The following is an 18,533-nucleotide window of genomic DNA, read 5'->3' as shown; positions in this document are numbered from 1 at the left end:
TTTTATAAATAGTATGTACTATTTATTTAAATGTGTTATACTTTATAAAAAGTTTTTCGATATCCTTCCGTTAAAATCTACAACTCGAGGAGAAGAAGGATGTTACAAAAATTAAAATACTTTGATTACACCTTAATCATTACACCATTGTTATTAACTGCATTCGGCCTAGTGATGGTTTATAGCGCCAGTATGGTCACTGCGGTAGTGGAGGGGCAGGAGAGTACATATTATTTAAAGCGGCAAGCGATTTGGTTTGGTGTTGGCTTCATTGGATTTCTGTTTACGTGTCTGTTTCCTTATCAGTATTATCAGAAATTGATGAAGTTTATTGTTATAGGTGTTCTACTGATGCTTGTTGGTGTTATTTTATTTGGGACAGATGTAAACAATGCCAAGTCTTGGCTCCGAATCGGACCAATGAGTTTGCAACCAGCTGAATTTGCCAAAATTGCGCTGATTATGTATCTCGCTTCTGTATATTCTAAGAAGCAGACGTATATTGATAAATTTACGACCGGTGTACTCCCTCCGTTAATTTTAACCGGTGTTTTTATCGGGTTGATCATTATTCAACCGGATATCGGTACATCTTCCATCATCTTTATCATTGCCTGTTCTGTAATTGTTAGTTCAGGTATCCGTTGGAAGCATTTAACTATTTTAATAGCTTTTGGCATCGGGCTTTTATTCCTCGTTGCACCGTCCATGGTGACGGATGAGCGGATTTCACGTTTTACTGGGGCATATCAACCTTTTGAAACACCGGACTCAGATGGTTACCAATTAATCCAATCCTATGTAGCGATAGGGGTTGGTGGCTTAACTGGAGAAGGATTAGGGCAAAGCGTTCAGAAACTAGGCTATTTAACACAGGCTCATACTGATTTTATCATGGCCATCATTGCCGAAGAATTAGGATTTATTGGTGTAATTATCGTAATTGGTTTACTTGCTGCCATTGTACTAAGGGGTATCTTTATTTCAAGGAAATGTACAGACAGCTTCGGCGCACTGCTTGCCATCGGTATTTCTTCGATGGTTGGAATCCAAGCATTCATTAACCTGGGTTCTATAAGTGGTCTGCTACCGATTACTGGAGTTACGCTGCCATTTATTAGTTATGGCGGAACTTCATTGTTAGTATTACTTATCTCCATGGGAATTCTCAATAACATCGCAATGAATGTGAGAAGAAGGGAACATGAGACAGGGAATCAACAAGATAATACAAATAGAAAAATAAAACAAATAAACAGAGGTGGGAAATATGGTAAATCTAAAGCATATTAAGAAAGTTTTAGTAGCAAACAGAGGAGAAATTGCAATTAGGGTATTCCGGGCATGTAATGAGCTCGGAATCCGAACGGTTGCTGTCTATTCAAAAGAGGATCTAAGTTCACTTCACCGTTTTAAAGCAGATGAAGCTTACTTAATCGGGGAAGACAAGAAACCGATTGATGCATATCTTGATATCGAAGGCATTATCGAACTTGCAAAAGAAAAAGATATCGATGCGATTCACCCTGGTTACGGATTTTTGTCTGAGAACATCGAATTTGCTAAACGCTGTGAAGAAGAAGGCATTATCTTTATTGGACCGAAAAGCAAGCATTTAGACATGTTTGGAGATAAGGTAAAAGCTCGCGAACAAGCAGTAAACGCAGATATTCCTGTTATACCAGGAAGCGGTGCTGTACATAGCATAGAAGAAGTTTTTACTTTTGGTGAAAAGTATGGTTATCCAATCATCATTAAAGCAACCCTTGGTGGTGGCGGTCGGGGAATGCGGGTCGTGAATAGCCCGGAAGAAGTTTCCGAAGCCTATGACCGCACGAAATCTGAAGCGAAGACAGCATTTGGTGATGATGAGATTTATGTAGAAAAGTTGTTAACGAATCCAAAACATATTGAAGTTCAGATTCTTGGGGATAGCCACGGCGATATCGTCCATCTTTATGAACGGGATTGTTCGATCCAGCGCAGACATCAGAAACTGATTGAAGTTGCTCCAAGTCTTACTTTATCGGAAGAACTTCGCGAGGAGATTTGCGAGGCGGCAGTGAGTCTAATGCGTAATGTAGATTATCTTAACGCTGGAACCGTTGAGTTCCTTGTTTCAGAAGGGGAGTTCTATTTCATAGAAGTAAACCCGCGTGTTCAAGTGGAGCATACGATTACGGAGATGATTACTGGTATTGATATTGTCCAGACGCAAATCTTAATCGCGGATGGTTACGGTTTACATGGAGAAGAAATTCAAGTTCCCAAACAAGAAGATATCATTACGGATGGATATGCAATTCAGTCAAGAGTCACGACAGAAGACCCATTAAATAACTTTATGCCAGATACTGGGAAAATCCTTGCTTACCGGACAGGTGGCGGATTTGGTGTAAGACTCGATGCAGGAAATGGTTTTTCGGGGGCAATCATCAGCCCGCATTATGATTCTTTATTAGTTAAAGTGTCGACATGGGCGAAGTCTTATAAACAAGCTATTATGAAGATGGTACGTAACCTTAGAGAATTCCGAATTCGCGGAATAAAAACGAATGTGCAATTCTTAGAAAAAGTAATGCACCATGAACAGTTCATAACAGGTGACTATGATACGACTTTTGTCGATAAAACGCCGGAGTTGTTTGAATTCCCTAAATCAAGAGACCGTGCTACAAGAATGCTCAGTTATATCGGGGATATAACCATTAATGGAGTAGAGGGAGCAGCAAAAGTAGAAAAACCGGAATTTTCTAAGCTTCTTATTCCGAGAATTGATCAACATACGGTCATCCCAAATGGAACAAAACAAATATTAGATGAGAGTGGTCCGGAAGCATTAGCAGACTGGGTAAAGAACCAGAAAGAGGTTCTTCTGACAGACACGACTTTCCGTGATGCTCACCAGTCCTTACTAGCGACTCGTATTCGAACGAAGGATCTCGTGCAGATTGCCGAACCGACCGCAAGAATCCAATCGAATCTATTTTCAGTGGAAATGTGGGGAGGGGCGACCTTTGATGTCGCTTATCGATTCTTAAAGGAAGATCCATGGACACGTCTTGAACAATTACGGGAAAAAATGCCGAACGTTCTATTCCAAATGTTGCTGCGTGCAAGCAATGCGGTCGGTTATAAAAATTATCCGGATAATCTTATCCATGCTTTCGTCGAAAAAAGTGCGGAGAAAGGGATCGATGTCTTCCGGATCTTTGATAGCTTGAATTGGTTTGAAGGAATGAAGCTTGCAATTGAAGCAGTTAGAGACAACAATAAAATTGCAGAAGCTGCAATGTGCTATACCGGTAATATGCTGGATAAAGGTCGTTCAAAATATGACTTGGATTACTACGTGAATCTAGCAAAACAGTTGGAAGATGCGGGTGCACATATTCTTGCGATTAAAGATATGGCAGGCCTACTTAAGCCTGAGGCAGCCTATCAGTTGATTTCCACATTGAAAGAAGAGACAGAGTTACCAATCCACCTGCATACGCATGATACAAGTGGCAATGGTATTTATATGTACGCAAGAGCAGTGGATGCTGGTGTAGATATTGTAGATATTGCAAATGGTCCCCTTGCAGGAATGACATCACAGCCAAGCGGACAGACGCTCTATCATGCACTCGAAGGACATGAGCGTCAGCCTGAAATGAATATTGACGAGGTGGAAAAACTTTCTCATTACTGGGAAGGGATTAGAGAATACTACAGTGATTTTGAAAGTGGTATGAAGTCACCTCATACGGAAATTTATAATCATGAAATGCCAGGAGGACAATATAGTAATCTCCAGCAGCAGGCTAAAGCAGTTGGCCTAGGGGATCGCTGGAATGAAGTTAAGAAAACGTTCCGTCTCGTCAATGACATGTTTGGGGATATTGTGAAAGTAACACCATCTTCTAAAGTGGTTGGCGATATGGCATTATTTATGGTACAGAACGATTTATCAGAACAAGATGTATATGATAAAGGGCATCAGATTGATTTCCCGGAATCGGTAATTGAATTTGCAGCAGGGTATATCGGCCAGCCTTATCAAGGGTTCCCGGAAAAACTTCAGAAAGTGATTTTGAAGGATAAAGAACCGATCGCCGTCCGCCCTGGTGAATTACTAGAACCCGTTGATTTTGATGCATTGAAAGAGGAGTTAGAGAAGAAAGTCGAGCAAAAGGTAGAGGACCACGATGTTATTGCGTATGCGCTCTATCCAAAAGTATATTTGGATTATCAGAATTTCACTGATACTTACGGTGACATGTCTGTTTTGGATACACCAACTTTCTTCTATGGAATGAAACTCGGAGAAGAAATCGATGTGACAATTGAAGAAGGGAAGACTTTAATTATTAATCTAGTCTCAATCTCTGAGCCCAAGCCAGACGGCACCCGTGTTATTTACTTTGAATTAAACGGACAAACACGCGAAATTCAAATTAAAGATAAGAGTATTCGCTCATCCGTCGCTTTCAGACCGAAAGTAGAGAAGGGCAATGAGAAGCATATTGGTGCAACCATGCCTGGTACAGTATTAGGTGTAAACTGTAAGAAGGGTGACGAAGTGAAGAAAGGTGACCCTCTGCTTACAACTGAAGCAATGAAGATGGAAACAAGCATCCAAGCACCATTCGGTGGTGTGATTAAAGATGTATATGTAAAGAATGGCTCCGTTATAGAAGTTGATGATATTTTAGTAGAATTTGAATGAAAGAGTAAAGGCGAAAGCGCCCGTTTAGCAACGTACAAACTGTGCCTCCCAGGAAGGGAGGTAGTTCGATGTTGTCCCAGGACGGGGTGAACTTAATCGAACTTCCATTCTTCTCTTTGAGATAAAGGAAACTCAGGTGAAGATAGTGAGTTGATGTTGACTTGCGCCGCAAGAATATAAGGGCGGCTAAGCCTCACGAAGACCAAACGGCTAAGTCTTCTTTATCGATTAAAGGAGTGTGAAGTTTGATAGTTGCTGGGCGTTCTAGCCGGACGTGGCTATTGCTAGCAACTTTAGTATTCCACAGTACCTATATTTTACAGTTTTCTATAAAAAAACATCGCTCAAATTCGTTTGAGCGATGTTTTTTATTTAAGAAATAACTTTATCCGACTTATTTAGCAGGCCATGCTTTTCTTTGTACGTACTTCGGTTAGATAGCAACAGATAGTAGCTCAGCATTCCGAAATAACAGGAGATGAATAGAGCGTGTGCAAGCGCAACATACAAGTTAAGCATTGTTATGACACTTAATGCTCCGGACAGAGCCTGCAGTACAATAAACGTAAGTGCAATCGACCAGCCACCAATCATTACTTTGGAGTGTTTATAGTTTTTAACTATTTTAACAAACAGTACAATCGTCCAGATGAATAAGATGATTGCGCTAAAGCGGTGTCCCATTTGCACCCATTGCTGGAAGTTATAGCTCGCTAATCCAGCTGGTTCTGTATTGATACAAAATGGAAAGTCAGGACAAACGAGACTAGATTCGGTATGTCGGACGAGTGCTCCCGTATAGACAACTGCGAGTGTGTAAATGGACAGGGCGATAAATTCTATACGATGTTTTTTCTTAATAATAAGAGATTCCGAATCCCACATTTTATCGGCCTCAAAAATGAGTAACATCAATAAAAAGATTGTAGCAAATGAGATTAGTGAAATTCCGAAATGTAATGCAAGTACAAAGTCGGATTGTCCCCATACAACAGCTGCTGCCCCGATTAAGGCTTGTAGAACAAGAAAGACAACAGAACTGATGGAAAGAAACTTAACTTCACGGATATGACCAATTCTTCTCCATGCTAAGATTGCTAATAATAGAACGATAAATCCCATTGCACCTGATACTAAACGGTGACTAAGTTCGATTACCATCTCGAAGGTGAACTCAGAAGGTATAACTTGTCCTTCACAAAGCGGCCAGGAATCTCCACAACCATCTTCGGATCCGGTCTTCGTAACGAGCGCGCCACCAAGAAGCACAAAGATCATCCCGATTGTCGCGACAACGGATAACCATTTTAATTGTTTCATGATTTTTTAAGCCTCACTTATTTTGGTAGTAATATGTATTACTCTTAACAGTTAAATTTATAATAATATTAAATAGGAACAATATCAAAGAAATCTGCTCTTATTCGTAAACTTTTCACAAATTTGTACTAAGATTTTATAATAATATTTAACGTAATTGTCATAAACACTGTACAAATAGTGAAAAATACTTGCAATGTGCTCTGTAGTTTGCTAGAAATAGTATGAGGGCCGAGTGGGTTAAGCTTCAGGAAGAAAGAAATTCTAAAATAATGATTTGTTTTTATTATACAAATTCATTCAATTAATAATTACTTTATTTAAATAGTAATTATTGGTTAGTTAGAATTTTAAATGATTCCATGATACAATTAAAAGTAATTATCGGCTATATTTGTCATGTGTAAAACTAGCTATGGTAATGAAAAAACTTGGCTTTTTTCGGTAAAGGGGGGAAATAAGAATGAACAAGGTGGAAACGCCGTATACAGATGTAGTAAGTGACACAGCAATTCCTGCCAAAAGAGACGTAAAAAGCTTGATGCAAGGTGTTAAAGCGCTTATCAAAATCGGGATAGTCAATTCGAACTTAATACCAGTTATTGCCGGTTTTTGGTTAGCTATCTACATATATGGTCTCACGTTCAGTGAACATGTCGGCACATTAATCATGACCTTGATTGGAAGTGGTTTAGTAATAGCCGGCGGGGCAATTTTAAATAACTGGTATGATGTCGATATTGATCCGAAGATGAGCCGAACGAAGTCACGACCGACCGTAACAGGATTATTTTCGCTCCGGGCAGTACTGATAGCTGGAATCGTAACAACTGTTATTGGTCTTGGAGTGCTGCTTCTGTTTACAACAGTTTATGCTGCATTGTTTGCCTTCATTGGTTGGTTTGTTTATGTTGTGCTCTATACGATGTGGACAAAACGGAAGTATACATTAAATACAATAGTCGGCTGTTTCTCTGGGGCCATGCCTCCATTAATTGGCTGGTATGCGATTTATCCAGAGCTGCATGTCGTTCCGGTCGGATTATTTTTAATCATGTTTATCTGGCAGACACCGCACTTCCTTGCTCTTGCTATGAAGAAAGCGGACGAATATAAAGAAGCTGGTGTTCCAATGCTTCCTGTCGTTTACGGATTCAATATGACGAAGCGGCAAATCATTGTTTATGTTGCGTGTCTGTTACCGTTGCCATTTTTGCTCTCATCACTAGGTACGACATTTGTAGTTATTGCTACCGCATTAAATATTGGATGGTTTATTCTTGCAGTTACGGGATTATTTATTAAAGACGATTTGAAATGGGCAAACAGAATATTTATTTATTCATTGAATTATCTCGTCATCCTGTTTCCAATGATGATTATTGTAACGCTACCAATATTTAATTAACTATTGTCCTTAAATATAAACTTAATATATAAGGAAACAACAACAAGAAAGAGAGGTATGGACACATGAAAAGATGGATGGGGAAATTTAAGGCACTCATGCTTTTTACTTTCTTAACAATCCTATTAGCGGGGTGTGGAAAAGAAAATTTAACCGCTCTTGATCCTAAGGGCTATGGGGCAGAAATTTCATTCAATCTGATTCTTTATATTACATTCATCATGATTGGTGTTTTCGTAGTTGTAATGGTAATTTACACAATTGTGTTGCTCCGTTACCGTGAAAAGAAAGGTCAGGAGAATGAGATTCCAGTACAAGTAGAAGGAAACACGAAATTGGAGATTGTATGGACAGTCATTCCAATCATTCTCGTTATCATTATCTTGATTCCTACAATTTTCTACACCTTCGATCTAGCAGATACATCAGAAGCAAGTACATCAATTAATGTTGATGTAACAGGTAACCAGTACTGGTGGCATTTTGAGTATCAAGATGAAGAAGTCTCAACAAGTCAGGACTTGTATATCCCGACAGGAGAAAAAGTTTACTTGAATATGATTTCTTCAGACGTCATTCACTCATTCTGGGTACCAACAATTTCCGGTAAAATGGACGTTAACCCGGAAAACGTGAATACGATGTACATTGAAGCTTATGAAGAAGGAGTTTATTGGGGTAAATGTGCCGAACTTTGTGGATCATCCCACTCACTAATGGACTTCAAAGTAATTGCAGTAAGTCCAGAGGAATATGAACAGTGGATCACAGATATGCAAAACGTTGATCCGGAAGAAGTACCTGCTGATGCAGTTGCACAGGAAGGTCAAGACTTATTCCAAAACAACTGTATGGGATGTCACGCGCTTGGATCTGCGCCATCTGGTGTTGGACCAAACTTGACTAACTTCGGTGACCGTACTCATTTTGTAGGATATCTTGAACCAACAAAAGAGAATCTTGTTGATTGGATCATGGATCCAGAAACACTTAAGCCTGGCAACAAGATGACAGGTACGTATGATGTAACAGAAGAAGAAGCTGATAAGATAGCAGAGTATTTAATGCAGCTCAAACCTTCTGAAGTTACCCCTGAAAGTGCTGGGGGCATTATCGACTAATTAATATTTATAAAGGGATGGAAGACACAAGAGGGAGGTTAAAGCTTTGAGTGCTACTACTACTCAAAAAAGAGGCTTGGGTACCGTAATATGGGATTACATGACCACCGTCGACCATAAAAAGGTCGGTATATTGTACTTGCTTTTTGGTGGGATTTTCTTCCTGATGGCGGGTGTTCAAGCATTATTGATTCGAACTCAGTTAATAACGCCTGAAAATGATTTTGTATCTGCGGGCTTATATAATGAATTGATTACAATGCATGGAACCAATATGTTATTCCTTGCAGCAATGCCATTGTTCTTTGGGCTAATGAACTATGTTATGCCCCTTCAAATTGGAGCTCGTGATTTGGCGTTTCCTTTCTTGAACGGGGTAGGAGTCTGGTTATTCATTTTCGGTGGACTTCTAATGAACTCTAGTTGGTTCTTTGGAGGAGCTCCGGATGCAGGATGGACGAACTACGCTCCACTTTCTACACAATCACCTGGACATGGTGTAAACTTCTATGTATTGGGTCTGCAGCTAGCTGGGGCAGGTACAATTATTAGTGGAATTAACTTTATCGCAACCATTGTATTGATGCGTGGTCCAGGAATGACGTATATGAGAATGCCATTATTCTCGTGGACAACACTTGTAACAAGTATTCTTATTTTATTCGCATTCCCAGCATTCACAATTGCATTATTCTTAATGCAGTTTGACCGTATGTTTGATACAGCGTTCTTTGATATTGCTTTAGGTGGTAACTCGATTATCTGGCAACACTTATTCTGGATAATGGGACACCCCGAAGTTTATATTTTAGTTCTTCCTGCGTTCGGGATATTTAGTGAAGTCATCCCGACATTCTCGAAGAAACGACTATTTGGTTATACCGCGATGGTGTTTGCTACATTCTTAATCGCATTTCTAGGATTTATGGTTTGGGCGCACCACATGTTCACGGTTGGTCTAGGACCGGTAGCTAACGCGCTTTTCGCAATTGGTACGATGGCGATCGCCGTGCCGACGGGAATCAAGATATTCAACTGGCTCCTTACAATGTGGGGCGGCAGTATTAAAATAACTACTCCGATGCTCTATGCACTTGGATTTATTCCGTCTTTCACAATTGGTGGAATGACAGGTGTTATGCTTGGTTCTACAGTTGCGGACTATCAGTTCCATGATACGTATTTCGTAGTTGCCCACTTCCACTACGTTATAATCGGTGGATCGGTATTTGGTATACTTGCGGCAGTACATTATTGGTGGCCGCTAATGTTTAACCGAATGCTAAGTGAAAAATTAGGGAAACTTGAGTTTTGGCTGTTCTTTACTGGTTTCCATTTGACATTCTTTATCCAGCATTTCTTAGGACTAATGGGTATGCCTCGTCGTTACTGGGTATTCTTAGAAAACCAGGAGCTGGATTTAGGAAACTTAATTAGTACGATAGGTGCTTACTTAATGGGTATTGCAGTGATTGTATTATTAATTAACGTAGTGCTTTCGTATTTCAAAGAGCCAGCACCAAGAGATCCATGGGATGGTAGAACGTTAGAGTGGGCCGTGCCGAACCCAACGCCTTACTATAACTTTAAACACACACCATTAACTCGTGGATTAGATCCACTTTGGATTGAGAAAATGGAAGGCGATGGTAAGATTAAGCCGGCTGAGCCATTACATGATCTTCATATGCCGTATGGTTCCATCCTTCCATTCCTGATGAGTCTTGGATTTACGATTGCATCATTTGGTTTTATCTACCAGTTAGATGGACCCCATGGAAGAATTTTAATTTACATTGGTATGGCCTTTGCCATCGGTTGTATGATTGTTCGATCACTGAAAGATGACTATGGTTATAACATCCCCAAAGAAGTACTTGAAAAGGAGGATGATTAAGATGAGTCACCAAGAAACAATTGGGAGAAGCGCACATAAGATAAATCCGAATAAAGCTCCTATAGATCCTTCAAGAGCTACTCCTGAAGGAAAATATAAGCACCTAGGTATCTGGATCTTTCTAGGTAGTGAAACGGTACTTTTTGCTAGTCTGTTCGGAACATATATTGCGCTTAAAAACTCTACTGCAGGCGGGCCAACGACACAGGATTTATATGGTCTTGAACTTGTATTCTTAATGACACTTCTTTTACTTACAAGTTCTTTAACAAGTGTTTATGCAATTTACCATATGAAGAATAACAACTTTAAGAAAATGCAACTATGGATGGGGATCACTGGTTTACTAGGACTCGCATTCTTAGCTTGTGAAATCTATGAGTTCGCTCATTATATTACAGATTACGGCTTTACTTTCCGCTCTTCAGCGTTTGGTTCAGCATTCTATACGTTAGTCGGTTTCCACGGAGGTCACGTTATTTTTGGGTTGAGCTGGTTGATCGTATTGATGATGCGTAACGCAAAACGCGGACTAGACACATATAACGCACCGAAGTATAACACGTTTGCGTTGTACTGGCACTTTATTGACGTTGTATGGGTGTTCATCTTTACAGTCGTATATCTAATGGGGATGGTGGGTTAAAATGACAGAAAATACTACGTCTAACAGACTCGATACTTTCCGTAAGCAAGAAAATAAAGATGAAATGAAAATTCAAGTAATCAGTTTTGTTTCAATGATTGCATTTACGATTATTGCATTTGCTCTTGTTGGAACGCAATTAATGACCGGTGCTTATTTAAGTATATTATTGTTTGTCTTAGCAGTCGTGCAGGCTATGTTCCAATTCTTATATTTCATGCATTTGAAAGATAAAGGGCACGGGCCAGCTTCAGCATTGATATACGGCGGGATGATTATTGCAACTACTGTTATCCTTTCGTTAGGAGTTATTACTTGGTGGTAAAATAAAAAAGATCGGGATTTTCCCGGTCTTTTTTTGCGAATTTGTCACATTTTTACCAGATTCACTCGAAAATATGTTATATAATAAATTGATAAACTTATTCTATGGAGTGACTATATATGTGGTTAGAGTTACAAATATTTGGCTTTAGAGCTTTATGGAGTCCATACTTTTTCACATTCTGTCTAGCGTTAGGAGTTATTTATTACTTAGTAGCAGGACCTTATCGCCATAAATTTGGCGGAAAAGAGAAACCTACGATTAAGCAGCATATATTGATGTATACAGCTTTATTTCTATTATACGTAGTCAAAGGTTCGCCAATTGATTTATTATCTCATATGATGTTTACTGCACATATGATCCAGATGGTAGTATTCCTGCTTATCTTTCCAATCCTCGTCATTAAAGGGCTTCCATTATGGATTTGGGAAAAAGCTCTAAGAAATAAAACCTTAGGTCCAATTATTCGGTTACTGACGAAGCCGATTATTTCCTTGCTTCTATTTAATGGATTGTTTTCTGTCTACCATATACCAGTTGTTTTTGATTTTTCAAAGTCTGCTCCAGCATGGCATTTCGTTATTCATAGTATTTTATTAATTGCTGCCTTCATCGTATTTATTCCATTGCTACTGCCATTTAAGGAAATAAATACAATGACACCTTTATTGAAGGTCGGCTATATCTTTGCCAATGGGGTATTGATAACTCCTGCTTGTGTATTAATCATCTTCACGAAAACACCTGCTTATGAAGCTTATTTGGCGGGAGGGGCATGGTTGCAAGCATTGGCAATCTGTGTGCCTGGAGATGTGCTTGATGGAATTGAAATAACGTTGTCCGGTCCAGAAATGTTTTCACCATTAAGTACGATAAACGATCAGCAATTCGGTGGAGTAATTATGAAAACACTCCAGGAAGTGGTTTATTTAACATTAATGGTGCGAGTATTCTTCGGTTGGTTCCGGGAAAAATCAAGAGATGTCGACCCAGTTAGTGTAGAAGTTAATTAAATCATGTGAATGAATTTCATCATTATCAAAGTCGGCTTTTTCATCACCATATGTAGTTGGGGACGAACCAACTCAACTACATATGGTGATGGTGAAGCATTAAATACGTATTATGAAATTCATTAATGCGATTTTAAAAAAACAGGTCAACTATTTTTGATAGCTGACCTGTTTTTTTAATTATCATTTTCTTGAGCAAGTGGTTTTAATTCATTTGCTAGGCTTGTGAGTAATGTCTGCGCACGTTCTACGAGTGACTCTGGGAAGTTCTCTTCTTCACCATACTCGATTCCATGCGGATAATAATGCTTACCTAGTAATGGAGTTAACAGTTTGATTACTGCATCTCTGCGATCTACATCTCCACTTGTTGCATAGCCCTGAACACGGATATAATATGTAATATTTTTTTCATTGGAACCAATCTTGTAATCATATGTTACGCGTTCATAGTCCCACTGTCCAGCACGAATAAATGCATGTTGACCAGTAATCTTATCAAGCGGTTTCAAATCAATTACTAAATCATCAATTCCAGTGTTTTCAATTCTCATTTTATTCACCCCTAATCATTATCCTCGTTCTTTAATCATAGTATGAATAGAAATAATTTGCAACGAAAAACCTACTCGGCTAAAAAGGATTAATATTAAAAATAATAGGGAAAACACTGAATGTATCATACTAATTCTTCATAGAATGTAATATATCATAATAGAGGGGCTGTATCGATGCGTATATTACGAAGTTTAGTACTACTTACAATTATTATTATCACTGCATTTTATTGGGTAGAACAAAGTGAATGGAAGGAACAAGAGAAGGTAGATTCGGTAGTAGTTGAAAAGAACCTTATGCTGCAAACAAAATCAACGCCTGTCCATACAGCTAGCAAGCAGGTGCTACGGAGCGATTTATATCAATGGATAGGAAAGACGGCAGAAGAACTTGCAAGTGAGATGGGTGAGCCTGTACGTAAGGATTTGAGCGCTTACGACTATATATGGTGGGTTTACACGAATGAAAAAGATTATTATATCCAATTTGGAATCGAAGATGGCGCCGTGCAAACTATTTATGCTGTTGGAGAGGGCTTATCATTAGAACCAATTCAAATCGGTACAACCTACGAATCAATCAGGGAAGAATTTCCTTTTGAAAAAGAAGTGAGCTATACCGATGGATATGCAACTTATACATTTCGAATGACAGAAGAAGATATGATTCAACGCCCGTTAGTGAAAGTTTCGGATGATTTATTCCTGCAATTTTATTTTGATACATTTACGAATGAACTGTCATCCGTTCGTCTCATGGATGCAGATATCTTATTACGACATCAACCATATGAAGTAGTCTATCGTGGACCACTTCCAGACAAACCAGAGCTTACAGAGAATGAATGGAGTCAAGTGGAGAGAGGGATGGAGCAGCAGATTTTTAATATTAGTAATGTACTTAGGAATCGCTTTGACAAATCAGCCTTAGAGTGGGAAGAAGATGTGAGTGATGTTGCATATCAGCATAGTAAAGATATGAATGATAATAATTACTTTTCCCATTATAGTCTGAATGGAGATGGCTTAAAGGAGCGACTAGCTATCACGGGATTATTTTATATATCTGCTGGGGAAAACATTGCAGCACAGTATCCAGATGCCCCGGCAGCTGTTGAAGGTTGGCTTAATAGTGACGGACACCGAGAAGCACTGCTTCAGGAAGAATATACTCATTTAGGAGTAGGAGTCTACCGCTTCTACTATACACAGAACTTTCTAGCAAATCCCATATAACACAGCTAATCACCCTCATTCAGCGTAAGTGTTTTGCAGTTCACTATTTTTGGAGTTCTAATCGCCGTTCAGTTGCCTGGCGGACAGATGCTTTCCGTGGGCACGGCCTCAGCCTCCTCGGAAGAAGTACGCTTCCTGCGGGGTCTTCGGACACGTGCTATTCCCACAGGAGTCACTGTCCGCCAGGCAACTGAACTGGTATTAATGATTTATCTGAATGAATTTCATAATTACCAAAAGCGGCTTCTTCGCCACAGCATGTAGTTAAGAAAGCTTCTACGCAACTACATGTTGAGGCGTAGAAGCGGTAAATCCTTATTATGAAATTCATTAATCTAAATAGAAATTATTCCGTCACGATAAAGATTATACTCCTGGAATATTAAACAGTGATTCAAATTTGACCTTTCCTCGTAGCAGTCCAGACACCTCGATACTCCTGCGGGAGGATAGGCTTGGTGAGACCCCACAGGGCGGTAGCCCGAGGAGGCTCACCAGCCGCCCGCGGAAAGCGAGAGGTGTCTGGACTGCGGACCTCCAGAAGTGAGTTTCGGACACTTAGGCTGAAGGAGAGTGATTTGTTGCTATAAATTATAGCGGTTCGTGAGCTTTATAATCGTTTGAACAGTTCATACCCATTTGCATATTTTAGTAATAAGCTGACATCTAATTGCAAATGAGGTGAGTAATATGGAAGAGCATTCCAATCCAGAACTGAATCGGTTCAAAACGTTTATAAATCGTCATCCGAAATTGATCCGTAAGATTCGGAAAGATGGGAAGAGCTGGCAGGAGATCTATGAACAGTGGATCCTGCTCGGTGAAGATGATATCCACTGGGAACAGTATAAAGAAGAAAAAAGGGAAACAGCTGAAAGTGATGAAAAGAAAAACGAAACATTTTCTAAACTGGACTTAAAACCTGACTTTGTAAAACAAATTTTAAAATATACAGAAACAGTGGATGTGAATAAACTTCAAGAACAAGTGCAGCAATTAAGTAAAACGATTGCGACAGTACAAGAGATTGTAAATTTGTATCAAAAGCCGGAAACTAAAGGAAACAGAACTGGGCAGCCTTTCGATTGGTTTAGGGATTAGGAGGAAGTGAATGGAACAGGCAGTTTACCATTATTTACGTGAGCAGCCAAAATTGCTTGAATTTATGAGGCGGGAGCCAAGGTGGTACCGGTATTTACTTAGGGACGGAGCGAAAAGACTTCCAGAGCTTGAGAAGGAAGCAAAAGTATTCTATGGTCAAACGTTCTCCGGCCGTTTGAATCGTGTAAATGATCAAATGCAAATGGCTTCCATGCTGATTAATGTTGCAAACATTTTAAAAGATTAGTGTCGTTTTATTTTCATAAATGCAATTAAGTGTTAGAATCAGGGTGGAGGTGTAAAAATGATTGCAACAATGGAATATGTAACGATTTTAGATGATGCTGAAGAGCTTGGAAAAGTAGTTTTTGACTCTGATGTTATGAAAGATTACCTGGAGAAAAAAGCATCATTAGAGCAAGATGAAGAAGCGCAAAAGCTAATAAAAGCTTTTAACGATATAAAAGAACATTATGATGATATTCAGCGATTTGGGCGTTATCACCCTGATTATCAAGAGATCATGAAAAAAGTTCGCTCAACAAAACGGGCGATGGATATGCATGAAAGTGTTGCTGTTTTTAAGGTTGCGGAACGAAATCTGCAAAGTTTATTAGATGAGATTAGTGAAGTGATCGCATTTAGCGTCAGCAATCAAATAAAAGTACCGAAAGATGGGGCACTTCTAACTGATAGTGGCTGTAGTTCCTGCGGTAGTGGTGGCAGCGCTTGTGGCTGTGCATCTTAATCATAAAGCGAAACTTCACTAAATGGAAGTTTCTTTCTATTCCCACTGAGTGTTAGTTGAACAGAATCAGGGATTTACGGACTGTATATCCCCCATCTTCACATTGTAGGCTTCCCTCATGAGTAGTGGGGGTATTAGAGAACGTTTATGCATGATAAATGTGGTCTTTCTTTTTATTATGAGGTAGGTGAAAATCTTGATCACAAAGCGACAAGGGTTGATCGTATGGTTCCAGCATATGAAAAACCTGAAACATATTAAACGATATGGTAATCTCATCCATGCCTCCAAGAAGCATAAATATGCAGTAGTTTATGTTAATCAAGAGGATATCGAAATGGTCGAGAAAAAGCTGCTCCGTCATTCCTTCGTATCTAAAGTGGAGAGGTCGTACAAACCTTTTGTCCGCACAGACTACGAGAATACGAAGTTTGATGAAGCGAAAAATTATGATTATAAAATGGGGATATAACCCAGAGCAAGAAAAAAACCTGCAGAACAAGTATCTGCAGGCTCTTTTTGTTTCCATGACGAAAACAAAAAGACAAAGGGAGAGGAGAAACCAGAGTAAAACCTACGGGGAAGAATAAGTATACTCTGTTTGAATCAACCAACCAAATGTTTAGTTGAATCATTATGCTAGTATGCACAAACAAATAAAAATTATACAATATGAAAAAAACAATCTTTCTATCCAGCTCGGCTATCAGGAACAATCAGCTGCCAATCACTTTCATTCAGCGTAAGTATTTTGCGCGTTCTCATGGTTCGCTCTCTGATTGCCGTTCAGTTTCCCAGTGGACGGGTGCTTTCCGCGGGCACTGCTGGAGCCTCCTCGGGCTTCTGCCCTGCGGGGTCTCCAGGCTCGTGCTGTTCCCGGAGGAGTCACCGTCCACCGGGCAACTGAACTGGTAGGAAAGATTATTATTAATCGCATATATTCCAGTGCTATATCACGATCAAAATTATATCTTTGGAATAATAAACAGTGATCTAAATTTGACCTTTCCTGGTAGCAGTCAGACACCTCGAGACTCCTGCAAGGGGGATAGGCTTGGTGAGACCCCGCAGCAGGCTTGCCTGCGAAGAGGCTCACCAACCGCCCGTGGAAAGCGAGAGGTGTCTGGACTGCGGACCCCCCGGTAGAAAGTTTCCGAGTTTGGCACACTTAACGCTAATGAAAGTAATCGTGTCGGTTTCTTTTGAATTTTTTTGAACGGATACAGACTCAAAGAACGGCAAACCCTGGATAGAAGTTATGTTATACCTGGAGGAAACAAATATGCTAATTGTAAACTATTAGTAAAGATAAGTTTAATTATTTTTGGTTTTGTGGTAGGATAATGTCGAATCGTCGAATTGGGGTGACCGCTATGAGAGTGATAGCTGGAAAGCGAAAGGGGCAGGGATTAAAAGCTGTTCCAGGTAGTGAAACTAGACCAACAACGGATAAAATCAAAGAAGCAATCTTCCAATCCATCGGCCCGTTTTTTGACGGGGGGCTTGTATTGGACTTATTTGCTGGCAGCGGCTCCCTCGGAATCGAAGCACTTAGCCGCGGGATGGATCGAGCTATATTTGTAGATAAGCAAGGGAAAGCAATACATACGATCAAAGAAAATTTAAAATCCGTAAAAATGACAGATCAAGCAGAAGTCTTCCGGGCTGATGCTTTCCGCGCTTTAAAGGCAGCAGCAAAAAGGGGGCTTGTCTTTGACTTAATTTTGCTTGACCCGCCGTACGGAAAAGTGAATTTATCATCCCTTATTCAGGAAATTACGGAACATGAACTTATCAAACAAAGCGGTTTGATCTACTGTGAGCACGATCCACAAGATGAACTGCCAGAAGACACAGTAAATTTGACGATACAAAAACAGGAAGTCTACAGCAGTACAATTGCAGTAACCATTTACCGTTTAAATTAGGAAGGAGTTAGATCATGTCAAAGCTAGCTATTGTTCCTGGCAGTTTTGATCCATTTACGAATGGACATTTAGATATTGTTGAGCGAGGGGCAAAAATATTTGATGAAATTCTTGTGACGGTTTTTAATAATCAAGCAAAATCCCCGTTATTCTCGGTGGAGGAGCGAGTGAATTTAATTAAAGAATCGACAAAGCATTTGCCGAATGTAAGCGTGGATTCTTCCGGTTTTTTGCTGATGCACTATGCAACTGAAAAAAAAGCAGATGCGGTCATTCGTGGACTGCGTGCGATAAGTGATTTTGAATATGAAATGCAAATCACCTCAATGAACCGAAAATTAAATAAAGATATTGAAACGTTCTTTATAATGACGAATAATCAATTTTCCTTTCTAAGTTCGAGCATGATAAAAGAAGTTGCTCAGTATAATGGTGATATTACAGGACTCGTACCGGAAATTGTCGAAGAGTCATTAAAAAAGAAGTTTAACTTTGCATAATAGTAAAGTGACTGGGAGC

Annotated in this window: 17 protein-coding genes; 15 read left to right on the top strand and 2 right to left on the bottom strand. The window is 39.6% G+C overall.

The window, feature by feature from the left end; translation table 11 throughout:
* Positions 1–99: 99 nt before the first annotated feature.
* Both ftsW and pyc read left to right on the top strand, forming a co-directional pair.
* Complete coding sequence (gene ftsW, locus L3V42_RS08375; RefSeq protein WP_235761678.1) at positions 100–1,293, top strand: putative lipid II flippase FtsW; 1,194 nt, start codon at positions 100–102, stop codon at positions 1,291–1,293.
* Positions 1,271–4,711, top strand: coding sequence for a pyruvate carboxylase (pyc, locus tag L3V42_RS08370; protein ID WP_235761677.1), 3,441 nt, complete (start codon positions 1,271–1,273; stop codon positions 4,709–4,711). Before ftsW ends, pyc begins: the two co-directional genes overlap by 23 nt.
* A 372-nt stretch (positions 4,712–5,083) precedes the next feature.
* On the opposite strand, the gene L3V42_RS08365 is transcribed toward pyc, so the two are convergent.
* Positions 5,084–6,034, bottom strand: a complete 951-nt coding sequence (locus tag L3V42_RS08365) for a COX15/CtaA family protein (protein WP_235761706.1) — start codon at positions 6,032–6,034, stop codon at positions 5,084–5,086.
* 460 nt (positions 6,035–6,494) lie between these two features.
* Between L3V42_RS08365 and cyoE the strand changes: the two genes are divergently transcribed.
* The 6 genes from cyoE to ctaG all read left to right on the top strand — a co-directional run bounded on the left by cyoE (position 6,495) and on the right by ctaG (position 12,444).
* A complete protein-coding gene (gene cyoE, locus L3V42_RS08360; RefSeq protein WP_439651879.1) occupies positions 6,495–7,439 on the top strand; it encodes a heme o synthase in 945 nt (314 codons plus the stop codon).
* Between the two features lie 65 nt (positions 7,440–7,504).
* On the top strand, positions 7,505–8,560 hold the full coding sequence (gene coxB, locus L3V42_RS08355; RefSeq protein ID WP_238471754.1) for a cytochrome c oxidase subunit II: 1,056 nt from the start codon (positions 7,505–7,507) through the stop codon (positions 8,558–8,560).
* Between the two features lie 100 nt (positions 8,561–8,660).
* Entirely contained in the window at positions 8,661–10,457 is a 1,797-nt protein-coding gene (gene ctaD, locus L3V42_RS08350) for a cytochrome c oxidase subunit I (protein WP_235761704.1), read from the top strand.
* A 1-nt stretch (position 10,458) separates the two neighbouring features.
* Entirely contained in the window at positions 10,459–11,103 is a 645-nt protein-coding gene (locus L3V42_RS08345; RefSeq protein ID WP_235761675.1) for a cytochrome c oxidase subunit 3, read from the top strand.
* Position 11,104: 1 nt separating this feature from the next.
* Positions 11,105–11,428, top strand: a complete 324-nt coding sequence (locus L3V42_RS08340) for a cytochrome C oxidase subunit IV family protein (RefSeq protein WP_235761674.1) — start codon at positions 11,105–11,107, stop codon at positions 11,426–11,428.
* Positions 11,429–11,547: 119 nt separating this feature from the next.
* Complete coding sequence (gene ctaG, locus L3V42_RS08335; protein ID WP_235761673.1) at positions 11,548–12,444, top strand: cytochrome c oxidase assembly factor CtaG; 897 nt, start codon at positions 11,548–11,550, stop codon at positions 12,442–12,444.
* A 176-nt stretch (positions 12,445–12,620) separates the two neighbouring features.
* On the opposite strand, the gene L3V42_RS08330 is transcribed toward ctaG, so the two are convergent.
* A complete protein-coding gene (locus L3V42_RS08330) occupies positions 12,621–12,998 on the bottom strand; it encodes a YugN family protein (RefSeq protein ID WP_235761672.1) in 378 nt (125 codons plus the stop codon).
* A 177-nt stretch (positions 12,999–13,175) separates the two neighbouring features.
* Between L3V42_RS08330 and L3V42_RS08325 the strand changes: the two genes are divergently transcribed.
* The 7 genes from L3V42_RS08325 to coaD all read left to right on the top strand — a co-directional run bounded on the left by L3V42_RS08325 (position 13,176) and on the right by coaD (position 18,514).
* The gene (locus L3V42_RS08325) at positions 13,176–14,237 is read left to right on the top strand and encodes a CAP domain-containing protein (RefSeq protein WP_235761671.1); all 1,062 of its coding nucleotides are present in this window, start codon (positions 13,176–13,178) and stop codon (positions 14,235–14,237) included.
* Positions 14,238–14,927: 690 nt separating this feature from the next.
* Positions 14,928–15,338 carry a spore coat protein YlbD gene (ylbD, locus tag L3V42_RS08320; protein ID WP_235761670.1) on the top strand — a complete coding sequence of 137 codons (411 nt, stop codon included), beginning with the start codon at positions 14,928–14,930 and terminating at the stop codon, positions 15,336–15,338.
* Between the two features lie 10 nt (positions 15,339–15,348).
* Positions 15,349–15,585 carry a YlbE-like family protein gene (locus tag L3V42_RS08315; RefSeq protein WP_235761669.1) on the top strand — a complete coding sequence of 79 codons (237 nt, stop codon included), beginning with the start codon at positions 15,349–15,351 and terminating at the stop codon, positions 15,583–15,585.
* Positions 15,586–15,642: 57 nt separating this feature from the next.
* Positions 15,643–16,086, top strand: coding sequence for a YlbF/YmcA family competence regulator (locus tag L3V42_RS08310; RefSeq protein ID WP_235761668.1), 444 nt, complete (start codon positions 15,643–15,645; stop codon positions 16,084–16,086).
* Positions 16,087–16,282: 196 nt separating this feature from the next.
* The gene (locus tag L3V42_RS08305; RefSeq protein ID WP_235761667.1) at positions 16,283–16,558 is read left to right on the top strand and encodes a YlbG family protein; all 276 of its coding nucleotides are present in this window, start codon (positions 16,283–16,285) and stop codon (positions 16,556–16,558) included.
* A 901-nt stretch (positions 16,559–17,459) separates the two neighbouring features.
* Complete coding sequence (gene rsmD, locus L3V42_RS08300) at positions 17,460–18,014, top strand: 16S rRNA (guanine(966)-N(2))-methyltransferase RsmD (protein WP_238471753.1); 555 nt, start codon at positions 17,460–17,462, stop codon at positions 18,012–18,014.
* A gap of 14 nt (positions 18,015–18,028) precedes the next feature.
* On the top strand, positions 18,029–18,514 hold the full coding sequence (gene coaD / locus L3V42_RS08295) for a pantetheine-phosphate adenylyltransferase (RefSeq protein WP_238471752.1): 486 nt from the start codon (positions 18,029–18,031) through the stop codon (positions 18,512–18,514).
* The last annotated feature ends 19 nt before the right edge of the window (positions 18,515–18,533 follow it).

It is taken from the genome of Oceanobacillus alkalisoli (assembly GCF_022213125.1).
GTDB classification, from domain to species: Bacteria; Bacillota; Bacilli; order Bacillales; family Amphibacillaceae; genus Oceanobacillus; species Oceanobacillus alkalisoli.
The sequence above is the reverse complement of the archived record's forward strand: the minus strand, read 5'-3'. Positions and strand labels throughout refer to the sequence as shown.